Here is a 21,901-nt window from a genome sequence, read left to right as displayed (position 1 = left end):
GGAAACAAACGAGAAGCGCGCGGAAAGCGCAGAACGAAAGCGCAAAAGAATCAGGACAGCGGCAACGACAACGACAACGACCAAGCTCACATAAAGCGGCACATCAGGCAACGCGAGATCGAGAACAACCCGCGCCCTCAACCCAAGCCAAGCGTTTACCGTTTGTAAAGCTCGCGTACAGCGTCTTCGATATGCTGTCTCAACAAACGACGTTCGTCTGGCGTCATATGTCCGTCACGCCGACGTTGATCGAGATCGGGGGGAACTGCGGTACGCAACATGGCGTCTGATGCAGGGCGCTCAACGATGGAACTGTGACGGCTTGCCTTTGAGTTGCCTGCCCTGGACGCGCGCTCGCTCGCAGCTCTGTCGGCCGAAGGCTGGGCGTGGGCGAGCGTCGGTCCCAATGTGCCTGCGAGTGAACCGGCAACCGCCAGTGCAATCACGCTCAGGCGCACATTCGGCCAGACCCCTCCCTTCATGTTGTTCCCTTCGTGGCGCGGCAACCGGCTACCTCAAATGCGTATGACAAACCCGGTAACGAGCCGGGCGCGTGGGTTTTAGTCGAGTGAAGTATCCACCGAACAGCCGCATTCAGTAAAGGAGTCTAACTGCCACCGCTTTACGTCGTGCCACAGTGCGGGTAAATTTTGTAACTGACTGTAACTCGATAAATGATGCGAACGCGCACCACTTTCTAATCGCGCTAAGATGCCGACCATGGAAACTAAAAACCCTTCGAAAATCCTCGTCGTCGACGACGATCCGCGACTGCGTGATCTGCTGCGCCGTTACCTCGGCGAGCAAGGCTTCAACGTGTACGTAGCCGAGAACGCGCCATCCATGAACAAGCTCTGGGTGCGTGAGCGGTTCGATCTGCTGGTGCTCGACCTCATGCTGCCGGGCGAGGACGGCCTTTCCATCTGCCGGCGCCTGCGCGGCAGCAACGACCGTACGCCGATCATCATGTTGACGGCCAAGGGCGAAGACGTCGACCGTATCGTCGGCCTTGAAATGGGTGCGGACGACTATCTGCCGAAGCCCTTCAATCCGCGCGAACTCGTCGCGCGAATCCACGCGGTGTTGCGCCGTCAGTCGCCGTCCGAACTGCCGGGCGCGCCGTCGGAAACCACCGAAGTCTTCGAGTTCGGCGAGTTCGCGCTGAATCTCGCCACCCGCACGCTCACCAAGGCCGGCCAGGAAATTCCGCTGACCACGGGCGAGTTCTCCGTGCTCAAGGTGTTCGCGCGTCATCCGCGCCAGCCGCTGTCGCGCGAAAAGCTGATGGAACTGGCTCGCGGCCGCGAGTATGAAGTGTTCGACCGCAGCCTCGACGTGCAGATTTCCCGTCTGCGCAAGCTGATTGAACCCGACCCGGGCAGCCCGCGCTTCATCCAGACCGTTTGGGGTCTGGGTTACGTGTTCATTCCCGACGGCGCAGCCTGAGTTTGTTCACGCCTCCTGCTTTTGTTTTCAGATAAGAAGAAGGGCCCATGCGGATCGACCGGCGCCTCCTGACGCTCGCGTTCGGCGGCCTTTTCTGGCGGACCTTTCTGTTGATCGCGCTGTTGATCGCAGTGAGTCTCGCCGCGTGGTTCCAGAGCTTCCGGGTGATCGAACGCGAGCCGCGCGCGCAGCGCGTGGCGTTACAGCTCGTCGCGATCGTGAAGCTCACGCGCACCGCACTCCTCTATTCCGATCCCGATCTGCGGCGCGCATTGCTGCAAGATCTGGAAAGCAATGAAGGGGTGCGCGTGTACCCGCGCGAAACAACCGACAAGTACAAGCTCCAGCCCGACGAGTCGCTGAACCGGCTGATCGAACACGACATTCGCGGTCGGCTCGGCGACGACACCGTGATCGCGCAGAGCGTCAACGACATTCCCGGCGTCTGGATCAGCTTCAAGATCGACGACGACGATTACTGGGTCGCGCTCGACCGCGATCAGCTCGACAATGCGACCGGCCTGCAATGGGCTGGCTGGGGCGTGTTCGCGCTGGCGCTGTCGCTCTTCGGCGCAGCCTTCATCACGAGTCTCGTGAATCGCCCGTTCGCCCGTCTCGCGATGGCCGCGCGCAAGGTCGGCTCGGGGCAGTCGCCTGAACCGCTGCCCGAGCGCGGCATGGGCGTGGCCGCTGAAACCAATCGCAGTTTTAACCAGATGGTTCAGGATCTCGAACAGCTCGAAGCCGACCGCGCGCTGATGCTCGCCGGCATTTCCCACGACCTGCGCACGCCGCTCGCGCGGCTGCGGCTCGAAACGGAAATGAGTCCGTCGGACCAAAGCACGAAAGACGCAATGGTCGACGACATCGAGCAGATGGACATGATCATCGGCCGCTTTCTCGACTACGCGCGCCCGGTGCAACGCGTGCCGGAACCCGTCGATCTGTCCGTGATCGCGAGCGAACTCGCGGCTCGCATGCAAAGCGAGGACAGCATGCGGCTGATCACGCGGCTCGCGCCGTCGGCGGTGATCGAAGCCGACGAAACGGATATGCGGCGCGTCGTCGGCAATCTGCTGGAGAACGCGCGCAAGTATGGTTTGAGCGATGGCGACGGCATCCCGCACGTGATTCTGGAAACGCGTGTGTCGCACTCACGCGTGGAACTGTCGGTGGTGGACGAAGGCCCCGGCATTCCGGAAGATCAACTGGCGCTCGTCACACGTCCCTTCTATCGCGTGAATTCGGCGCGCACTCAGGCGAACGGCACGGGTCTCGGCATGGCGATCGTGCAGCGGCTCGTCGGCCGTTATCGGGGCGCGCTGCGGTTGCGTAATCGCACGCCCGGCCCGGGTCTGGAAGTCACCATCGAGTTTCCCCTCGCCAAGGGCGCGTGACAGTGTTGCCGCCGACGCCCGCGTCACAGCGCGCGTCGGCCGCGCTCGACCCACGCACTCTCAATGCCCGCTCCGTTGAATAATAACTATCCGGGTCGTTAGAAAAAAACTATTGAGGCGATAGTTCAATAGAGCTATAGTGAAAAGCCTGTCACGCGCTCGTGATGACGCGCTGGTAGCCTCAGCATGCTTTTTTTCCAACACACGAAGGAGCACTCGCATGAAAACCGTTGGCGACAAACTCGAAGCGTTCACCGTCACCGCTGCCAAGCCTGGCTTCAACAATCACGAGGAAAACGGCGCCTCGGCGTTCGAAGAAATCACGGAGCAGTCGTTCCCGGGCAAGTGGAAAATCATCTACTTCTACCCGAAGGATTTCACGTTCGTGTGCCCCACGGAAATCGTCGAGTTCGGCAAGCTGGCGAAAGACTTCGAAGAGCGCGACGCCGTGCTGCTAGGCGGCAGCGTCGACAATGAATTCGTGAAGCTCGCGTGGCGCCGCGAGCATAAGGACCTGAGCAAGCTGAACCATTATTCGTTCGGCGACGTGAAGGGCGAGTTGATCGACCAGCTCGGCGTGCGCGACAAGGAAGCGGGCGTGGCGCTGCGTGCAACGTTCATCGTCGATCCGGACAACACGATCCAGCACGTCTCGGTCAACAACCTGAACGTCGGCCGTAATCCCGAAGAAGTGCTGCGTATTCTCGACGGCTTGCAGACGGACGAACTCTGTCCGTGCAACCGCGCAGTCGGCGGCGCAACGCTGTAAGCCGTGCCGGCCCGAGCCCGCCACGCTTGAAAAAGCCGCGGGCTTTTTTATCGACAACCCGATAGGAGATGACAATGGAATTCTTGTCTTCCATTAAGGCGCTCATACCCGACTACGCGAAAGACATCCGCCTGAACCTGGACGGCACGATTGCGCGTTCGTCGCTCGAAGGCAACGACGCGGTCGGCGTCGCGCTGGCCGCCGCTTTCGCCGCCAAGAGCAACGTAATCGTCAACGCAATTCGCAACGCGGGCGTGCTGTCTCCTGAAGAGACGAACGGCGCGCTGACGGCCGCCGCGTTGATGGGCATGAACAACGTCTGGTATCCGTATGTCGAGATGGCGGAGAACGCGGATCTGAAATCGCAACCGGCGCAGTTACGCATGAACGCCTATGCGTCGCATGGCGGCGTGGACAAGCGGCGCTTCGAGATGTATGCGCTGGCCGCTTCGATCATCGGCAAGTGTCACTTCTGCGTGAAGTCGCACTTCGATACGTTGATCGCCGAAGGCATGAGCGCGACGCAGTTACGCGACGTGGGTCGCATCGCGGCAGTGGTCAATGCGGCTGCGCAGTGCATTGCCGCTGAATAAGCTAGCGGCTTGCGGGTTTGCCTCGCCTTGACCGTGGGCAGCGACACAGCGGCGCAGCGGCGCGCTTAGCCGCCGCGCGCGCCACCTGATGCGTCAATGCCAACGGGTGCATCAACCCTTGATCAGCAACACCACGGCTTGTGCTTCTATGCCCTCGCCTCGCCCGAGATAGCCAAGCTTCTCATTGGTCTTGGCTTTCACATTGACCTTGTCCGCCGGCAGGCCGAGGTCAGCGGCAATGTTCGCGCGCATGCCTTCGATATGCGGTGCGAGCTTGGGCGCCTGCGCCACCACGCTGCTGTCCACGTTCGCAATCGCGAAGCCCGCTGCCTTCACGCGAGCCACGCATTCGCGCAGCAAAACGCGGCTGTCGGCGCCGGCGAACTTCGCATCCGTATCGGAGAAGTGACGGCCGATATCGCCCATCGCGGCGGCGCCGAATAGAGCGTCGGTGATCGCGTGCAACAGCACATCAGCATCCGAATGGCCGAGCAAGCCGCGCTCGTACGGAATCGTCACGCCGCCAATAATCAACGGACGCCCCGGCACCAGCGCATGCACGTCATACCCTTGCCCAATTCTGAAATCCATCTGCGTCAAGTCCTCAAGTCCGTTCACTAAAAATGAAATCACTCATCACGATGCCGAAGTGCGCAGCAAAATAGCCTCGGCGAGATCGAAGTCTTCTGGATACGTCACCTTGAAGTTTCGCAAGCTGCCTTGCACCAGCTTCGGCGCATGCCCGGCCCATTCGATTGCGCTCGCTTCGTCGGTCAGATCGTGGCCGTCGGCCTGCGCGCGCAAGATCGCTTCGCGCAACATGCCGATGCGGAACATCTGCGGCGTTTGCGCCTGCCACAGGCCGTCGCGCGATTCGGTGCGCGCAATGCGTCCGTCCGCCGATGCCTTGTCGATGCGCTTTAACGTGTCCGCAACCGGCAACGCCATGATGCCGCCTACCGCATCGTCCCTGAGCACGCCCGTCAGCGTGCGGATCAGGTGAGGCGTGATGCCCGGCCGCGCCGCGTCGTGCACGAGCACCCAGTCGTCGTCGCGCGCGTTGAATTCGGTGAGCGCATGCAGGCCGTTGAGCACCGACGCCTGGCGCGACGCCCCGCCGCACCGGCGCACGGCAAAACGCAAGCCGCCGAAGCGGCGCGCGTCGAAGTGCTGGTCGTCAGGCGCGATCACGACGAGCGTTTGTGCGAACTCACTGCAGGCGTCGAACGCGGCGAGCGAATAATGCAACATGTCGCGGCCGGCCACAGTGCGATATTGTTTGGGCATCGCGGCGCCGGAACGGCTGCCGGTGCCTGCGCACGGAATCAGGGCAAATAGACGGGAAGTCACGAGTGCGGATGCCGCGAGGTCAAAGTAAAGGACGGATTTTATAATAGGTCCTTCGCATCCACGCCCCGACACGCGTAAACTTGGCCGTCCGTGTGAGCCCGAGGCCGCCTTTTCTCTTCTATGCCAGACATCGCCGCATCATCGCAGTACGCCCCGCCCGTCGCGCTCGTCAAAGCCGGCCAGCGTTTCGCCTTCGACGGCACGCACGGCTCGTCCGACGCGCTGCTGATCGCCCGCTACCATCTCGCCTACCGTGAGAAGGTGCCGCTGCTCGCCGTAGTGTGCGAAAGCGCCGTGGACGCGCAGCGCCTGTCGCAGGAAATCGGCTTTTTCGCGCCGCAGGCGCGCGTGCGTCTGTTGCCCGACTGGGAAACGCTGCCTTACGACACCTTTTCGCCGCACCAGGATCTCGTTTCCGAGCGCCTTGCCACGCTGCACGATCTCGGCGAAGGCCGTTGCGACATCCTGCTCGTGCCCGCCACCACGGCGTTGTACCGGATGCCGCCGGCGTCGTTTCTCGCGGCCTACACGTTTTCGTTCTCGCAGGGCGAGCGGCTCGACGAGGCGAAGCTGAAAGCCCAACTGACACTGGCCGGCTACGAACACGTGAGCCAGGTCGTGCGCCCGGGCGAGTACTGCGTGCGCGGCTCGCTGCTCGACCTTTATCCAATGGGTTCGCCGTTGCCGTACCGGATCGACCTGTTCGACGACCAGGTCGACTCGATCCGTGCGTTCGACCCCGACACGCAGCGCAGCCTGTATCCGGTGAAAGACGTGCGTCTGCTGCCTGGCCGCGAGTTTCCGTTCGACGAAGCCGCGCGCACCGCGTTTCGCAGCCGCTGGCGCGAGACCTTCGAAGGCGATCCGAGCCGCGCGTCGATCTATAAGGACATCGGTAACGGCGTGCCGTCGGCGGGCATCGAATATTATTTGCCGCTTTTCTTCGACGACACCGCCACGCTGTTCCACTATTTGCCGCAAGGCGCACAGCTGGCGTTCATCGGCGATCTGGACGCGGCGATCCGGCGCTTTGGCAACGACACCAAGCAGCGCTACAACTTCCTGTCGCACGACCGCGACCGGCCCATTCTGGAGCCGCAGCGCCTGTTCCTGACGGACGAAGACTTCTTCACGCTCGCGAAACCGTTCGCGCGGCTCGTGCTGCCGGCCAACGCGGGCGGAGGCTGGTCCACGCCACTGCCGAATCTCGCCATCGACCGTCACGCGGAAGATCCCGTATCGGCGTTGCGCACCTACCTCGACACCACGCCGAACCGCGTCCTGTTCGCTGCCGAATCGGCGGGTCGGCGCGAAACGCTGTTGCAACTGCTCGCGGACAACCATCTGAAGCCCGCGTCGAGCGACAGCTTCCAGGACTGGCTGACGGGCGACGCGCCTTTTTCGCTGGGCGTCGCGCCGCTCGCGAACGGCTTTGCGGTCCCCGTTGACGGCATCGCGATCATCACCGAAACCGAGCTTTATGGGCCGCTCGCGCGGCGCGCCGGTCGCCGCCGCCAGGAACAGGCGAGCAACGTCGATTCGATGGTGCGCGACCTGTCGGAGCTCAAGGTCGGCGATCCGGTCGTGCATTCGCAGCACGGCATAGGCCGTTATATGGGCCTCGTCACCATGGACCTCGGCGAAGGCGAGACCGAGTTTCTGCATCTTGAATACGCGGGCGACAGCAAGCTCTACGTGCCGGTCGCGCAGTTGCATGTGATTTCGCGCTACAGCGGTGCCGATCCCGAAAGCGCGCCGTTGCATTCGCTCGGCTCGGGTCAATGGGAAAAGGCCAAACGCAAGGCCGCGCAGCAGATTCGCGACACCGCCGCGGAACTGCTCAATCTGTACGCGCGCCGCGCCGCGCGTTCGGGCCACGCGTTCGCGCTCGAACCGAAAGACTACGTGAAGTTCGCCGAGAGCTTCGGCTTCGAGGAAACGCCCGACCAGGCCGCGGCGATCGCAGCCGTGATCGGCGACATGACGAGCGGCAAGCCAATGGACCGCCTCGTTTGTGGCGACGTGGGCTTCGGCAAGACCGAAGTCGCGCTGCGCGCGGCGTTCATTGCTGTCATGGGCGGCAAGCAGGTCGCGCTGCTCTCGCCCACTACGCTGCTCGCCGAACAGCACACGCAGACCTTCTCGGACCGCTTCTCCGACTGGCCCGTGCGAATCGCCGAACTGTCGCGCTTCAAGTCGACCAAGGAAGTCAACGCGGCGATCCAGCAGATCAACGAAGGCAGCGTCGACATTGTGATCGGCACACACAAGCTGCTGTCGTCGGACGTGCAGTTCAAGCGGCTTGGACTCGTGATCATCGACGAAGAACATCGCTTCGGCGTGCGGCAGAAAGAGGCGCTCAAGGCATTGCGCGCGGAAGTGGATGTTCTCACGCTCACCGCCACGCCGATCCCGCGTACGCTCGGCATGGCGCTCGAAGGCCTGCGCGACTTTTCTGTTATCGCGACCGCGCCGCAAAAGCGTCTGGCGATCAAAACGTTCGTGCGTCGCGAGGAAGAAAGCGTGATTCGCGAAGCGATGTTGCGCGAACTGAAACGCGGCGGCCAGGTGTACTTCCTGCACAACGAGGTCGAGACGATCGAGAATCGCCGGCAAATGCTCGAAGCGCTCGTACCCGAGGCACGCATTGCGGTCGCACACGGGCAGATGCATGAGCGCGAACTCGAACGCGTGATGCGTGACTTCGTCGCGCAACGCGCGAACGTGTTGCTGTGCACGACGATTATCGAAACCGGCATCGACGTGCCGAGCGCGAACACGATCCTGATTCATCGCTCGGACAAGTTCGGCCTCGCGCAATTGCATCAACTGCGCGGACGCGTGGGACGCTCGCATCACCAGGCGTACGCGTATCTGCTCGTGCACGATCCGCAAGGGTTGACCAAGCAGGCGCAACGCCGTCTGGAAGCGATCCAGCAGATGGAAGAACTCGGCTCGGGCTTCTATCTGGCCATGCACGATCTGGAGATTCGCGGCACGGGCGAAGTCCTCGGCGACAAGCAGTCGGGTGAGATTCACGAGATCGGCTTTCAGCTTTACACCGACATGCTCAACGACGCAGTGAAGGCGCTCAAGGACGGCAAGGAGCCCGACCTCACCGCGCCGCTCGCCGCCACGACAGAGATCAACCTGCACGCGCCGGCGATTCTTCCCGCCGACTATTGCGGCGACGTGCAGGAGCGTCTGTCGCTGTACAAGCGCCTCGCGAATTGCGAGCACAGCGATGCGATCGACGGCATTCAGGAAGAACTGATCGATCGCTTCGGCAAGTTGCCGCCGCAAGCGCATGCGCTCGTGGAGACGCATCGTCTGAGACTGGCGGCAAAGCCGTTGGGCATCTCGAAGATCGACGCGGGCGAAGCAGTGATCGGTCTGCAATTCATTCCGAATCCGCCAATCGACGCGATGCGTATCATCGAGATGGTGCAGAAGCACAAGCACATCAAACTGGCGGGCCAGGACAAGCTGCGTATCGAAACACGAAGTCCCGATTTTGCTGTGCGGGTGGCTACCGTCAAGGAAACGTTGCGGGCGTTGGGATCGCCAAGCCGGGGCACCGCAGCGGCGGCCGCGGCCCATTAGAAAAACGCGGTATGTCCAGCGTTTTCCCGCAATGCTGCGGCGCGCAAAACGCGCGCCGCAGCATACGGGGCGGCTTTTTTTGGGTATGATCGAAAGACTCAAATGCCGGAGTCTTGTCATGTCTCATGTCGCTGATTCAGCGCAGTCCTCGCAAACATCCGCAACTGCTTCGTCCGATTCCGCCTCTGGCACTACGCCTGTCTCGCTTCCCTGGGTCACCCGTCTCGTGTCGATGGACACGGTAAGCCGCAATCCGAATCTCGGTCTGATCGAAACCGTGCGCGACGAATTGCGCGCGCTGGGCATTGAAGGCACGCTCACGCACGACGCCAGCGGCAAATGGGCCAACCTGTTCGCCACGATCCCTGCCCACGACGGCGAAACGAATGGCGGCGTGGTGTTGTCGGGCCATACCGACGTGGTGCCCGTCGACGGTCAGCAATGGGACAGCGATCCGTTCAAGCCGGAAATTCGTGGTGACAAGCTTTATGGCCGCGGCACTTGCGACATGAAGGGCTTTATCGGCGCCGCGCTTGCGCTCGTGCCCGACATGCAGCGCACGAAGCTCGCCAAGCCGATTCACTTCGCGCTTTCATTCGACGAAGAAGTGGGCTGTGCTGGCGCGCCGCTCCTGATCGCCGACCTGATGAAACGCGGCGTGAAGCCGGACGGCTGTATCGTGGGCGAGCCGACGAGCATGCGGCCCATCGTGGCGCACAAGGGCATCAACGCCTACCAGTGCTGCGTGCGCGGCCAGGCGGCGCACTCGTCGCTTACGCCGAAGGGCTTGAATGCGATCGAATACGCGGCGCGACTCATCTGTTATATCCGCGACATGGCGGATCAGTTCCGCGAGCAAGGCCCGTTCGACGAACTGTACGACGTGCCGTTCACCACCGCGCAAACCAGCACGATTGTCGGCGGCAACGCAATCAATACAGTGCCGGCCGAGTGCAAGTTCCAGTTCGAATTCCGCAATCTGCCCACGCTCGATCCCGAGCCGATCTTCGCGCGTATCGACCAGTACGCACGCGAAACACTGTTGCCGAAAATGTTGCGCGAGCATCCATTGGCGGCAATCGAGATTACGAAGATCGCCGCGGCACCCGGACTCGATTCGTCGGAGCAGGCAGCCATCACGCAACTCGTGCGTGCGCTGACAGCGGACCAGGACAAGCGCAAGGTGGCTTACGGCACGGAAGCCGGGCTCTTTTCGCTAGCGGGTATTCCGAGCATCGTGTGCGGGCCCGGCGACATTCAGCAGGCGCACAAGGCGAATGAATTCGTCGCTCTGGATCAACTCGTGCAGTGTGAACGCTTCTTGCACAAGTTCATTCACAGCATGTCCGTCGAAGCGCACGCGCACTGAAACCGCCGCCTGAGCAACGAGAAACCATACTTTCACCATCGCCCGCTTCTAGCCAATCTCGCCCACGCCCATGTCAACCGCCACGCCGCAGCACACCGACCACACGATCGACGGCGAGCCGATCCCCACCCTCGACGACATCGCCGCGCAGCACTTCGCGCTGACGCCGTGGGTGGCTCGAACGCCGGTGTTCGACAGGCTCGACTTCGCGTCGCTCGAAGGCACGGTGGTGAACTTCAAGTTCGAACTGCTGCAAGCGGGCGGCAGCTTCAAGGCGCGTGGCGCATTCACGAACCTGCTTGCCCTCGACGAAGCACAACGCAGCGCGGGCGTCACGTGCGTGTCGGGCGGCAACCATGCCGTGGCCGTCGCGTATGCGGCCATGCGGCTTGGCATCAGCGCAAAGGTGGTGCTGTTTCGCGCGGCGAATCCGGCGCGCGTCGCTCTGTGCCGGCAATATCGCGCGGAAATCGTGTTCGCCGAAGATCTTGCGGAAGCTTTCGAACTCGTGCGCCGCATCGAGGCCGAAGAAGGCCGCTACTTCGTGCACCCGTTCAACGGTTATCGCACGGTGCTCGGCTCCGCCACGCTCGGCTATGAATGGAGCACGCAAACGCCCGACCTCGAAGCCGTGATCGTGCCGATCGGCGGCGGCGGTCTCGCGGCCGGAGTGGCCACGGCCATGCGGCTCGCGAATCCGGGCGTGCACGTGTTCGGTGTCGAGCCCGAAGGCGCCGATGCAATGGGAAAAAGCTTCGCTGCCAATCACACGGTCAAGATGGGCCACATGCACGGCATTGCGGATTCATTGATGGCGCCGCATACCGAGGAATACAGCTATGAGTTGTGCCGTCGCCATATCGACGAACTCGTGACGGTTTCAGACGACCAACTCTGCGCGGCCATGCTCACGTTGTTCGGACAACTGAAGCTCGCCGTCGAACCCGCCTGCGCCGCTGCGACGGCAGCGTTGCTGGGACCGCTTCGCGAGAAGCTGCAAGGCAAACGCGTGGGCGTCCTGCTGTGCGGCACGAACACGGACCCGGTCACTTTTTCTGCGCATATCGAACGCGCTCGCCAGGGCATGTCACAGTTTCCGACGTAAGAAACTGCCCTCGCCTTTTTGGGTTTTCCAGGCCGAAGGGCTGGCCTATCTGTCTGAGATTGGTATGATTTGGTCATCGATATCCAGGAGGAAACCCTATGAGCATGATCAAGGAATTCAAGGAATTTGCCCTTAAAGGCAACGTGATGGATCTCGCGGTGGGTGTCATCATCGGCGGCGCGTTCTCCACCATCGTCAATTCAGTTGTGAAAGACCTGATCATGCCGGTGGTCGGCGTCGCTACGGGCGGCCTCGACTTTTCGAACAAATTCATTCGACTCGGCGACATTCCCGCGAGCTTCAAAGGCAGTCCCGAGTCGTATAAAGACTTGCAGACGGCGGGCGTTGCGGTCTTCGGTTACGGCTCGTTCATTACCGTGGCCATTAACTTCGTCATTCTCGCGTTCATCATTTTCCTGATGGTGAAGTTCATCAACAATCTGCGCAAGCCGGCCGATGCCGCGCCGTCCGAACCGCCGCCGCCGCCCGAAGACGTGCTGCTGTTGCGTGAGATCCGCGACTCGCTGAAGAACTCGCCGCGCTAGGACGGCGGTGAGGCGAAGCGCCCTCGCAATATTCACCCAGTAAAAAGGCCTGTTGCGATGCACTCGCAACAGGCCTTTGCTTTTATACCCGCTCACAGCAGTTGTTCTGCGATTTCGCGACTTCGCAATTCGCGTCGCACCTTACGCCTGCTTTCGTGCCTTCAGATTGATCGCGCTCTCGATCATCGCTTCAAGCTGCGCGAAATTGACCGGCTTCGTCAAATGCGAGGTGAAACCAGCGGCAAGGCAGCGGCGTACATCTTCGTCAGTGCCAAAACCGGTCAGCGCAACCGCGGGCGCATCCCAATGCTCGCGATACGCCATGATGAAGTCGAGGCCAGTGCCGTCGGGCAAACCGACGTCGCTGATAACCAGATCGAATTCCTGCAACTGCGTGGCGGCCAGTGCGTCGTCCACACGGCCCACCGTCGTGACGTCGTGGCCAAGTGTGCGAATCAGTTGCGCCATGACCTCGGCCGTATCCACGTGATCCTCGATGAGCAGAATGTTCAGCACGCCGGCGGGATGCACATGTTCGGGCAATACCGCCTGCAACCTTTGCGCGGGCGCCGCCGCGGTCGGCAGTGTAATCGTGAACGTCGCGCCGCAGTGCGGCCCAGGGCTTTGGGCCGTGACCGTGCCGCCATGCACGTCCGTTAGCGCCTTCGTGATTGCGAGGCCGAGACCTAGCCCGCCGAACTGCCGCGTCATGTTCTGATCGCCCTGCTCGAACGCGTTGAACAGTTTGCCGATCTGTTCCGGCTCGATGCCGATGCCCGTGTCTTCGACGCAGATCTGCACATGCATGCGCTCATCGCGCGTGCGCACGTAGATGTGTCCACCGTCAGGCGTGAACTTCGCGGCGTTGCGAATCAGGTTCCATAGCATCTGCTGCAGGCGCGCGCGATCGGCAAGCACGTAGTGATGCTTCGCGTCCTTGTGCACATGCACGTCCTGCTGCTTGACCTGGATCTCGCTGCGGAAAAGCTCCAGCACGCTGTCTATCACCTCGTGCACGTCGACCGTTTCGAGCGACAGGCGCAGCTTGCCGTTGGCCACGCGCGTAAGGTCGAGCAGATCGTCGATCAGACGCGCCTCCAGTTCGACATTGCGACGGATCATGCGCACGCTCGAGCGCGCCTGATCCGGCAGGTCGGGAATCATCTCGAGCACGCTTGCACCGGCCAGCACAGGTGTGAGCGGTGTGCGCAACTCGTGCGAGAGCATCGCGAGGAAGCGGTCTTTCGCGCGATTCGCTTCTTCGGCGGTCTGCCGCGCCGCCTGTTCAGAAGCGAGAAGCCGTTCACGCTCCTGCATGGCTTCGCGTTCCGAATGAACATCTGTGCAACTGCCGAACCATTTGCTGAAGTTGCCTTCAGCGTTGCGCGTCGCGACCATGCGCGCATCGAACCAGCGATACTCGCCGTCGTGGCGGCGTATGCGCAGTTCGTGCCGATAAGTGCCCGCATTGCTCGCCACCGCTTTTAGCCAGCTGCGGCGAACTTCTTCGCGATCGTCCGGATGCACGGCGTCGAGCCAGGCCAACCCATGCGAACTGTTCTCGCCAAGGCCGGTGTAGTCGTACCACTGCTTCGACAGAAAATCGCAGTCGCCGGACGCATTGCAGGTGAGCACGAGGTGCGGCAGCGTCTCCGACAGGTTGCGGTAATGCTGCTCGCGATCACGCAGCAGCAATGCTTCTTCCGACGCACGCTGCAAGCGCACTTGCGACAGAACGCGCTCCACTGCTTCGGGCAGGTAATCGAGGTAATCGCCCGACTTGGGCACTACGTCGGACACGCCGGCGCGCAACGCCTCGATTACGCGCGACTCGTCTGTAAAACCTGTCACGAGGATGGCGGGAATCCGCACGCCTTCCGCGCGCAACCGGCGGAAAAAGTCGAGGCCGGTTTGCGGCCCGCTCAGTTGATAGTCGAGCACAAGCAGATCCAGTCCGCCGTCCGCGAGCCGCTCACGAGCCGCCTCGACGCTTGCGCAGACCGCAACCCGGCAGCCGGCGCGTTCGAGCGACTTGCGCGCAAGCCGCAAGATGCCCTCGTCGTCATCGACGACGAGAATGCATGCTGCGGGCGGCGGGGACACTTCTTCAGTCATGCGCGAGTCGCGGTCAGTAGGTCTGGAGAGTATGTGGCATTGCTGTCACGTCATGATGACGCAGTGAAGCGATGCCCGGACGGCAGCTTGACCACCTGCAGGAAGAAGCCGAGGCGACGTACCGCTTCAATAAACGCATCGTACTCGACCGGTTTCGTAATGTAGACATTGCAGCCGAGTTCATAGCATCGCGCGATTTCGCGGGGGTCGTCTGTGGTGGTGAGCACGATCACGGGCACGGGCGCCGTGTGCGGCGACTCCTTCAGACGCCGCAACACCTCGAAGCCATCGACGCGCGGCATCTTCAGGTCCAGCAGTACGACGGAATTCCTCAGATCTTCGGCATTGGCATGACGGCTTGCGACGCTACCGCCCGCTGCAGCGGCGCCGTCGGCCGCATCTGTGCCGAAAAAATAATCGAGCGCCTGCTGACCGTCGCGAAAGCGCACGAAGCCGTTCGAAATGCCGGCACGGCGCAGATTGCGCTCGACGAGCGTGGCATGGCCGTCGTCGTCTTCGATCAGAATGATGCTGACCGTCTCCCCGTGACTCATATGCCCTCCATTCTGTCGGTTCCAGCCGGTTCATGCAGGTCAGTGCAACTGTTCGCACTGCGCCCGGCGCAGTTCATGGCCGCGCGGGCTGCTCCGGCAACACCACGAAAAACGTCGATCCGGCGCCTTGGGCGGACTCCACCCACACGCGCCCGCCATGCCGCTCCACGGTGCGCCGCACGACCGCCAGACCGACTCCGTCGCCGTTCGCTACATCGCCATGCAGACGTTGAAATGCTCGAAACACCTTCGACATATAAGCGGCCGGAATGCCCAGGCCGTTGTCGCGCACATAGTACGTGCGCATGCGAATCGCGCGCGGCCCGTTTTCGTCGACGGGCTCCGGTTCGAGCGCACCGATCTCAATGCGTCCGTTGCGCGCGGGGTCCAGATAATTCAACGCGTTGCCAATCAGATTGCTGAAGATCTGTTCGATCGCGGCCGGGTCGCCCCATGCCGGCGGCAGATCGCGCACGGTAACAACCGCACCGCGCTCCTCGATGGCGCGTTGCAAGCTCTCGGCGACGCGCGCCACCACGCGCGCGACGCTGACCCGTTGCCATTGATATTCGAGCCGGCCGGCACGCGAAATTCGCAACAGCGCTTCGATGATCGCCGCAGCCCGCGTGACCGCACTACGCAAGTATTGCAAGGATTCGCGCACATCGCCGTCGAGAATATGCGCCATACGTTTTTGTTCCGCTGCCGGCAGCAGCCCTTCGACGACGATGCTGTCCAGCTCATCGCACGAGACCTGCAACTCCTTCGAAAAACCTTGCAGGTTCACGAGCGGCGAGCGCAAGTCATGCGATACGCTGTAGATAAACATTTCGTTGTCTTGCGTCTCCTGGCGCAGTTCCTCATTGACGCCAGCCAGTTCCTGCGCACGCGCTTCAAGACGCTTCTTAAGCGACGCCTGTTCGGCCTCCGCCTCGCGCAGTCGCGCGCCGGTCTGATGCAGCACGGCGTCGAGCGCCGCGATTTCGTCGTTACCGGACAGGCGCGCGGCAAGCGGCCGCCCGTTGCCAAGGCGCTCCGCGTTATCGGTCAGCACTTCGAGGCGCCGCCCGATGCTGCGCGCAAACACGACTGCGGTACCGGCCCAGATCAGCATGGAGCCGATCACTGCGGCGATCAGCGCATATTGCTGATGCTCGCGACGCCGCACCAGAGCCGCCGAGCGCTCAGCATCCAGACGCGAAGCTTCTTCGCCAAAGGCCGCGAGTTCGTCGCGAAATGCGACGACTGGCTGCGGCAACGCACCACTCTCGAGCGCAGCGAGCGATTGCAGATTGCGCCCGTCACGCAACGCCTGCGAAATCATTACGGTCTGCGCGCGATATGCGTCGATTGCGCGCTTCATCTTATGAACCCGCTCGACCTGCTGCGGCGTATCGGCAACCAGGGCGTCGAGCTTCGACAGACGGTCGCTCACGTCGATCCACACCGTATGCCGCTCGAGCAACGACGGATCGCCGATCACAATGCCGGTACGAACCCGAGCCGCCTCGCGCAGCAGCGGATCAACAATTGCCGATGACTGGTAAAGAATCTGCTTGCTATTGGTGACCCATTGCGCGGCTTGGGCTGTCTGCTCCTGAGTATCGAAGACGACGCCAAGAAGCGCCAGCTCCACCAGGCTGGGCACTGCGATCAGCAGCAGGCCCTTGGTGAATAATTTCATGTTCGCCCGAAGGTCGTTCACGCAACGGCAGCTTGCGGGAACCCGCCAGCCAGACGGGCCATTATCGACGTGAATCGGCAATATTTCAACGTGAGCGCAAGATGCCCGCGCTCACATAAAAATGACTTTTTTATTGGTGCAAGATGTTTTTTCGGCGCGTCGTGCGTCTATGATGGAGTCAGATGTGCTGGAATGCGAAGGCGCGCGGCGAGGCGGTTCGGCATGATTCGTGCGGGAGTCGGTGAGGCGGCGGAGTCGTCGAATCATCGTGAATCCGGCCTTGTCGTATGCTATAAAAGATCGACGTGCGGCGCGCGAAGCCGGGAGTTGTCGCATGAGGACGCTGCGTTTCTTGCAATTCTTTTTCAGGCGAATTTTTATGTCCTTCCCGAAAAAGCGTAGACGCGCGAAGGTGGACGGCGATGAGTCGTTCCTCGCGGTACTACGGCATTTCAAGCCCTTCGGTCAACTCGACACCAAAATTGCGCGCGCTCGCGCGCAAGACGAGCCGGTTCTTTATGCACATGTGTTGCCCGGTCTCGACGTCCTTCTATGCAGCGTGCGCGGCGCACACCCTCCTTACCCGGCCGCGGCGGAATTGCGGCGGCGCTGCATCGAATCCATCACGAATGCACTGGAACAGCCGCTCGACGGTCTCGAGAACGGTGGTTACTGGTATGAAGCGGACGGCTTCGGATTCCTGGTATTTGCGAGCCGCGCTCGCGGCAAGATCCTGACCGAGTTTGGCGCGACACGCGTCGGTGCGCGTCGCGGAGTTCGCCGGCAAGATGCGGCGGGCGATGCAACGCCACGGTCGTTGCGCTAGGCGGAACCTCCCACCCTCTCTTGCACGGCGTGGTCATACCGTGACCACGCCGCGCTCATGCTTCGCTCATGCTTCCGTCACGCTGTGGTCACAGTATGTTTGCGCGACGAGCTTCGCTCCCGCGAACTCGTCACGCCCGTGCTACATCATTGCGCTTACGCTGACCCTGCGCTCGCCGGGCTATGTAGACGGCACGCTGATCAGCCATAGAAAAACGAACGAAAAGCCGCCGCCAAGGGTCCAGTCGAACCAGCCCGCAGGTAGAAGGAAGTGCATCAGCTTCCCTTGTACTCGGCTGCGCTCGCGGGCGAAACCGTCGCGGGCTTGCGTCCGGTCGGCGCGGGGGCCGAAGCTGCGGAAGCATCCGACGCCGCGGACGATGAACGCTTGTTGACCGGCACCCCTTCGAGCGAAATCGCGGGCTTGGGCTTCTGTTTCGTGCCCGGCGGCGGCGCCGTCGGTGCCTGCCGGACTTGCGACAGCAGTTGAGTGCACGGCAACGGCTTGTTGTTGCTCGGCGCCAGCAAGGGCAGCAGCGCGGCGAATGGATTGATGAGGCCGAGGCCTACAGCCGCACCGCCCCGCAACGCCAGCGCGCCCACGTTCACACCGACGTGCGGGTCCTTGAACGTGCCCTTCGCATACAGCGGCGAGCGCAACGAGAACACGCGGAAGCCCTTCGTATGCGGATGCACGCCGAGGTCCATGGTTTCGTCGCGCAGATTGACGTTGCCGTCGATGTCGATCACGGCGTCGTCGGTATCGAGTGCGAACACGCGCGAATCGAGCACGCCGTTGGTCGCGACAAAGTCCGCGGCGGCACAGTTGATCTTCACGTCCCGATTGCCGAACAGCTTTTCATACACGACGTTCGCGACGTTCAGGCCCGCGGCTTCCATCAGCAAGCGGCTCACCGTGCCTTCGGTGACGAGCGCCTTCACTTCGCCGTTCGAAGTGGCCGCGAGCGCCGCGGGCGAGTTGCCCGTCGCGGTCAGCGCGGCGTCGCCATTGATCTCGCCCAGCGCGTTTTGCATCGTCTTGAAGTTCGGGAACAGCTGCTTTAACTTGAGATGTCGCGCGGAGGTCGCGAAGCGTCCCTTCAGCGGCGCGCTGCTGCCGTCCAGATGAATGTTGGAAGCGAGCGTGCCGCCGGCTACGCCAAACTTCAACGGCTCGAGCGACAGCACGCCGTCTGTCATCACGACGTGCGTGTAGAGATCTGTAATCGGCAGATCGGCGTTCTTGACGATGCGCCGGCCGGTGAACTTCACGTCGGCGTCGATCGCCTTCCAGCGGTCGGTGCGGAATTCCTCGACCGGCAGGACCTTATCGGACGGCTGCCTGGCCGCATCCCCGCGCTTGGCCTTGCTCGCGTTGGAGTCCGCGCCGATCACCGGCGCGAGATCGGAGAACTGCAGCAGGTGCGACACCAGTTCGCCCTGCAACAGCGGTCGCGGCCGGCGCGCCGTATAGGTCAGCGAGCCGTTCAGGTCGCTGCCGCCTACGCGGCCTGTAAAGTTTTCATACTTGAAGACGTTGCCGGTGTTCTTGAACTGACCGACGAGGCGCCCTTCCGTTGCGTAGGGTGGTGTGTCGGGCAGCGTCACGCCTGTCAGCGAATACAGTTTGGCCATGCTGCTGCCCTGCACCCACAGGCGCATATCGACGGCCGAAAGATGCGCCGGGTCCGTGATGGTACCCACGAGGCCGACATGCAGATCGCCTGCCTTTACATCGGCCTGAACGGGGAACGGCCGGTTGGCGTCCTGGAGCGCCAGCACACCGCCCACTTTGCCGCTGCCCGAGACCGGGGTCTTGTTGTAGGTGCCTTTCAAGGTCCAGCCGATTGCATACGGCGGCACCTCGCGCTGCGCGCCCCGCGCGGCGTTCGTGCTGTCAGCGCTTGCGCCGCTTGCGTTCGATGCCGCCGGCACTTGTGCACCGCTCGCGCCGGATCCAGCTGCGACCGCCGTGGACGCCGCGCCGCTTGCGCCCTTCGAACCGCCCGCGGTGAGCCCGCCCGCGGCGCCTGTCGCCGCCGTCGTGCCGGATGCGTGGATGTCCGTTGCAGAAGCACCTGAAGCCGCCGCTGCGGAAGCGGCCGAGGCCGCCGACGCCGCCTGCGCATCAGCCTGGGCGCTCAGTTTTTTCGCGCCCTCTTTGCCGACCGCTTCCGCCGATGCCTTGCGCGACGCCTCCTCCTGCTGCTTCATCGCCTCGCCGATCGGAATTGGCTGGCCGAGCGTATCGACGACCATCTGCACGTCGACCTTCTTCTGCTCGTCAGAGAGCGCGATATTGCCTTTCGCGAACACGATGTCGTGCAACTGCAGCTTCCACTGCGACGGCGTTTTCGACGACGGCAGCTGGAACGTCCAGTTGTTGCGGCCATCGTTCATGCGTTCGAGATCGACCGAAGGATTCACGAGGTTGATCGCCGGAATCACGATGTTGTGCGCGATGAGCGGCAGGACCTTCACCTGGAAGTCGATTTCGTCGAGCGTCGCGAACTGCGGGCGCTTCGCCCAGTCGGGGTTCGCTATCGTGATGTTGGCCGCCGAGAAGCGCGGCCAAGGCACCCAGCTTTTCCAGCCGATTTCGCCGGCCGGGTGCCGGAAACCTACTTTCAGATCCCCATTGATGGTGAACTGCCGACCGATCGCCTGCGTGACCTTGTCATTGACATACGGCCGCGCGCGGTTCCAGTCGAACGTGAGAATAAAAACGGTGAGCGCAACCACGAGGATGACAATGATCGCGACTATCCATGCGACGATTTTGCCGATCCGTCTTCCCATTGTGCTCGACCGTGCCATCAAAAGGCTCCATGGTTTCTTGTTGGTTGTCGATCGCGCAGCAGATCTTGTGCCCGCTTTGTGCGCACGTTGAGGCTTGGCGGCTTGGGGCTCAGAGGCTCGGCGGCTCGCCGCAGGCCTCAGTCCACTTTATGATGCTGCATCGCGCACCCCGCCCTCTACGCACCACTTGCTTTCATGACCGATGTCCCCTTCGTTTTCGCCGACGGCATCGTCCGGCGCGATGCATCGCGCGGCCAGACCTTGCTCCAGTCCACCACGTTCGCGCTGCATGCCGGCGACCGCGTCGCCATCTCAGGCGCGTCGGGCTCAGGCAAGAGCGTGTTCCTGCGAGCACTCGCGCTGCTCGATCCGCTCGACGCCGGACGGATCGTCTGGCATGGCGCCTCCGTCGCGCGAGCCGCGATTCCGCGTTACCGGCGCAGCGTCGCCTATATCCGGCAGCGGCCCGCGCTGCTCGACGGCACAGTGGAAGACAATCTGCGGTACCCGTTCGAACTGCGCACGTATCGCGATACCCGCTTCGACCGCGAAAAGGCGGCCGATCTGGCCGCGCAGGCTGGCCGAGCGGGCGATTTTCTCGGCAAACGCGCAAGCGAACTGTCAGGCGGCGAAGCGCAAATCACCGCGCTGATTCGCGTGCTGCAACTCGCGCCCGAAGTGCTCCTGCTCGACGAACCGACTGCGTCACTGGACCCTGAGTCGTCGCACGCAATCGAAGGGCTCGTGCGTGCATGGTTCGACGCAGATCGCCGCGCGCACGCTTCAATCTGGGTCTCGCACGACCCGGCACAAGCTGCTCGCATGAGCGAGCGTCATCTGACAATGCATGCGGGCGTCCTCGACGAGCCCGCCGTCACGTCCGAGCAAGGAGCGTCCAGCCGATGACATTGCAAAACCTGAGTCTTTGGGACGTCGCGATTGCCGCGTTGCTGATCGTCGTGAACGGCGCGGTGTCGGTGGCACTCAAGCTCGATCTCGAACGCAAGCTCGCGTGGGCCGCCGTGCGCACCGTCGTGCAGTTGCTCGCGATCGGCTATGTGCTGGGTTGGGTGTTTCGCTACGACCACTGGTTCGTGGTGCTGCCGTTGATGACCGTGATGACGCTCATCGCCGGCTTTGCCGGAGCGCAGCGCGGCAGCCGCACCTACGCGGGACAGCGCGCGGACAGTGTGCTGTCGATCTGGGTCAGTTCGTGGCTGGTGGCAGCGGTCGGGCTCTTCGTCGTGATCCGCATTCACCCTTGGTACGAACCGCAATATGCGATTCCGATTCTCGGCATGATCCTCGGCAATACGCTCACCGGCGTCTCGCTTGGCATCGAACGAATGACCGAGGAGCTGACCGCCCGGCGAGATCGCGTCGAAATGGCGTTAGCGCTTGGTGCGACGCGCTGGGAAGCGGCGCAAGCGCCTGCTCGTCAGGCGGTGCGCGCGGGTATGATGCCGACGCTCAACCAGATGGCCGTGGTCGGCGTAGTCAGCCTGCCCGGCATGATGACCGGCCAGGTGCTGGCCGGCCAGTCGCCGTTGCAGGCAGTGCGTTATCAGATCGTGATCATGTTTCTGATCGCGGCATCGTCGGCGCTCGGCACGGTAGGCGCGGTGCTGCTCACCTATCGGCGCCTCTTTTCAGCGGAGCACCGGTTTCTGTCGGCGCGGCTGGTCGAACGGGCCGGCGTACGGCGTTGAACGGTTCGGACCAGCTTCTGCCATAAAACGCTCCACCA

18 protein-coding genes are annotated in these 21,901 nt (G+C 62.5%); 11 read left to right on the top strand and 7 right to left on the bottom strand.

What is annotated here, in order from left to right; genetic code table 11:
• Positions 1-155 precede the first annotated feature (155 nt).
• Complete coding sequence (locus tag SB753_RS09910) at positions 156-482, bottom strand: hypothetical protein (protein ID WP_027804286.1); 327 nt, start codon at positions 480-482, stop codon at positions 156-158.
• A gap of 229 nt (positions 483-711) precedes the next feature.
• Here SB753_RS09910 and ompR point away from each other — a divergent pair, with 229 nt between their 5' ends.
• From ompR to SB753_RS09890, 4 genes are all read left to right on the top strand, one after another.
• Positions 712-1,446, top strand: a complete 735-nt coding sequence (ompR, locus tag SB753_RS09905; protein WP_006048917.1) for a two-component system response regulator OmpR — start codon at positions 712-714, stop codon at positions 1,444-1,446.
• A 47-nt stretch (positions 1,447-1,493) separates the two neighbouring features.
• Positions 1,494-2,843, top strand: a complete 1,350-nt coding sequence (locus SB753_RS09900; RefSeq protein ID WP_020065895.1) for an ATP-binding protein — start codon at positions 1,494-1,496, stop codon at positions 2,841-2,843.
• A gap of 220 nt (positions 2,844-3,063) precedes the next feature.
• Positions 3,064-3,612 (top strand): peroxiredoxin, encoded by a 549-nt coding sequence (locus SB753_RS09895; protein ID WP_020065894.1) that lies wholly within the window; start codon positions 3,064-3,066, stop codon positions 3,610-3,612.
• Between the two features lie 74 nt (positions 3,613-3,686).
• Complete coding sequence (locus SB753_RS09890; protein WP_020065893.1) at positions 3,687-4,205, top strand: carboxymuconolactone decarboxylase family protein; 519 nt, start codon at positions 3,687-3,689, stop codon at positions 4,203-4,205.
• 111 nt (positions 4,206-4,316) lie between these two features.
• Here the strand turns inward: SB753_RS09890 and ispF are convergent, their stop codons facing one another.
• Entirely contained in the window at positions 4,317-4,796 is a 480-nt protein-coding gene (gene ispF / locus SB753_RS09885; RefSeq protein WP_020065892.1) for a 2-C-methyl-D-erythritol 2,4-cyclodiphosphate synthase, read from the bottom strand.
• Positions 4,797-4,841: 45 nt separating this feature from the next.
• Positions 4,842-5,555 carry a 2-C-methyl-D-erythritol 4-phosphate cytidylyltransferase gene (ispD, locus tag SB753_RS09880; protein WP_088174539.1) on the bottom strand — a complete coding sequence of 238 codons (714 nt, stop codon included), beginning with the start codon at positions 5,553-5,555 and terminating at the stop codon, positions 4,842-4,844.
• 120 nt (positions 5,556-5,675) lie between these two features.
• Here ispD and mfd point away from each other — a divergent pair, with 120 nt between their 5' ends.
• The 4 genes from mfd (at position 5,676) to mscL (ending at position 12,177) form a co-directional block, all read left to right on the top strand.
• Positions 5,676-9,158 carry a transcription-repair coupling factor gene (gene mfd, locus SB753_RS09875; protein ID WP_410800073.1) on the top strand — a complete coding sequence of 1,161 codons (3,483 nt, stop codon included), beginning with the start codon at positions 5,676-5,678 and terminating at the stop codon, positions 9,156-9,158.
• A gap of 118 nt (positions 9,159-9,276) precedes the next feature.
• Positions 9,277-10,527, top strand: a complete 1,251-nt coding sequence (gene argE / locus SB753_RS09870) for an acetylornithine deacetylase (RefSeq protein ID WP_087753301.1) — start codon at positions 9,277-9,279, stop codon at positions 10,525-10,527.
• A gap of 70 nt (positions 10,528-10,597) precedes the next feature.
• Positions 10,598-11,632, top strand: a complete 1,035-nt coding sequence (locus SB753_RS09865) for a threonine/serine dehydratase (protein ID WP_087753285.1) — start codon at positions 10,598-10,600, stop codon at positions 11,630-11,632.
• A 98-nt stretch (positions 11,633-11,730) separates the two neighbouring features.
• Positions 11,731-12,177, top strand: coding sequence for a large conductance mechanosensitive channel protein MscL (gene mscL, locus SB753_RS09860; protein ID WP_020065887.1), 447 nt, complete (start codon positions 11,731-11,733; stop codon positions 12,175-12,177).
• Positions 12,178-12,318: 141 nt separating this feature from the next.
• Here the strand turns inward: mscL and SB753_RS09855 are convergent, their stop codons facing one another.
• The 3 genes from SB753_RS09855 to SB753_RS09845 form a co-directional block, all read right to left on the bottom strand.
• Positions 12,319-14,292, bottom strand: a complete 1,974-nt coding sequence (locus tag SB753_RS09855) for a response regulator (RefSeq protein WP_410800072.1) — start codon at positions 14,290-14,292, stop codon at positions 12,319-12,321.
• Between the two features lie 50 nt (positions 14,293-14,342).
• Entirely contained in the window at positions 14,343-14,846 is a 504-nt protein-coding gene (locus SB753_RS09850; protein ID WP_020065885.1) for a response regulator, read from the bottom strand.
• A gap of 73 nt (positions 14,847-14,919) precedes the next feature.
• Positions 14,920-16,530 (bottom strand): sensor histidine kinase, encoded by a 1,611-nt coding sequence (locus tag SB753_RS09845; RefSeq protein ID WP_410800071.1) that lies wholly within the window; start codon positions 16,528-16,530, stop codon positions 14,920-14,922.
• A gap of 334 nt (positions 16,531-16,864) precedes the next feature.
• Here SB753_RS09845 and SB753_RS09840 point away from each other — a divergent pair, with 334 nt between their 5' ends.
• Positions 16,865-17,356, top strand: coding sequence for a hypothetical protein (locus SB753_RS09840; RefSeq protein ID WP_006048904.1), 492 nt, complete (start codon positions 16,865-16,867; stop codon positions 17,354-17,356).
• Positions 17,357-17,631: 275 nt separating this feature from the next.
• On the opposite strand, the gene SB753_RS09835 is transcribed toward SB753_RS09840, so the two are convergent.
• Positions 17,632-20,172 (bottom strand): AsmA family protein, encoded by a 2,541-nt coding sequence (locus tag SB753_RS09835; RefSeq protein WP_410800070.1) that lies wholly within the window; start codon positions 20,170-20,172, stop codon positions 17,632-17,634.
• Between the two features lie 177 nt (positions 20,173-20,349).
• Here SB753_RS09835 and SB753_RS09830 point away from each other — a divergent pair, with 177 nt between their 5' ends.
• Both SB753_RS09830 and SB753_RS09825 read left to right on the top strand, forming a co-directional pair.
• Positions 20,350-21,060: an ATP-binding cassette domain-containing protein gene (locus SB753_RS09830; protein ID WP_410800069.1), complete on the top strand. Its 711-nt coding sequence runs from the start codon at positions 20,350-20,352 to the stop codon at positions 21,058-21,060.
• Positions 21,057-21,863 carry an ABC transporter permease gene (locus SB753_RS09825; RefSeq protein ID WP_087753289.1) on the top strand — a complete coding sequence of 269 codons (807 nt, stop codon included), beginning with the start codon at positions 21,057-21,059 and terminating at the stop codon, positions 21,861-21,863. Before SB753_RS09830 ends, SB753_RS09825 begins: the two co-directional genes overlap by 4 nt.
• The last annotated feature ends 38 nt before the right edge of the window (positions 21,864-21,901 follow it).

The sequence above is a fragment of the Paraburkholderia sp. SIMBA_053 genome (genome assembly GCF_046534895.1).
Taxonomy (GTDB): domain Bacteria; phylum Pseudomonadota; class Gammaproteobacteria; order Burkholderiales; family Burkholderiaceae; genus Paraburkholderia; species Paraburkholderia caledonica.
This window is presented reverse-complemented; position numbering and strand designations above follow the sequence as displayed.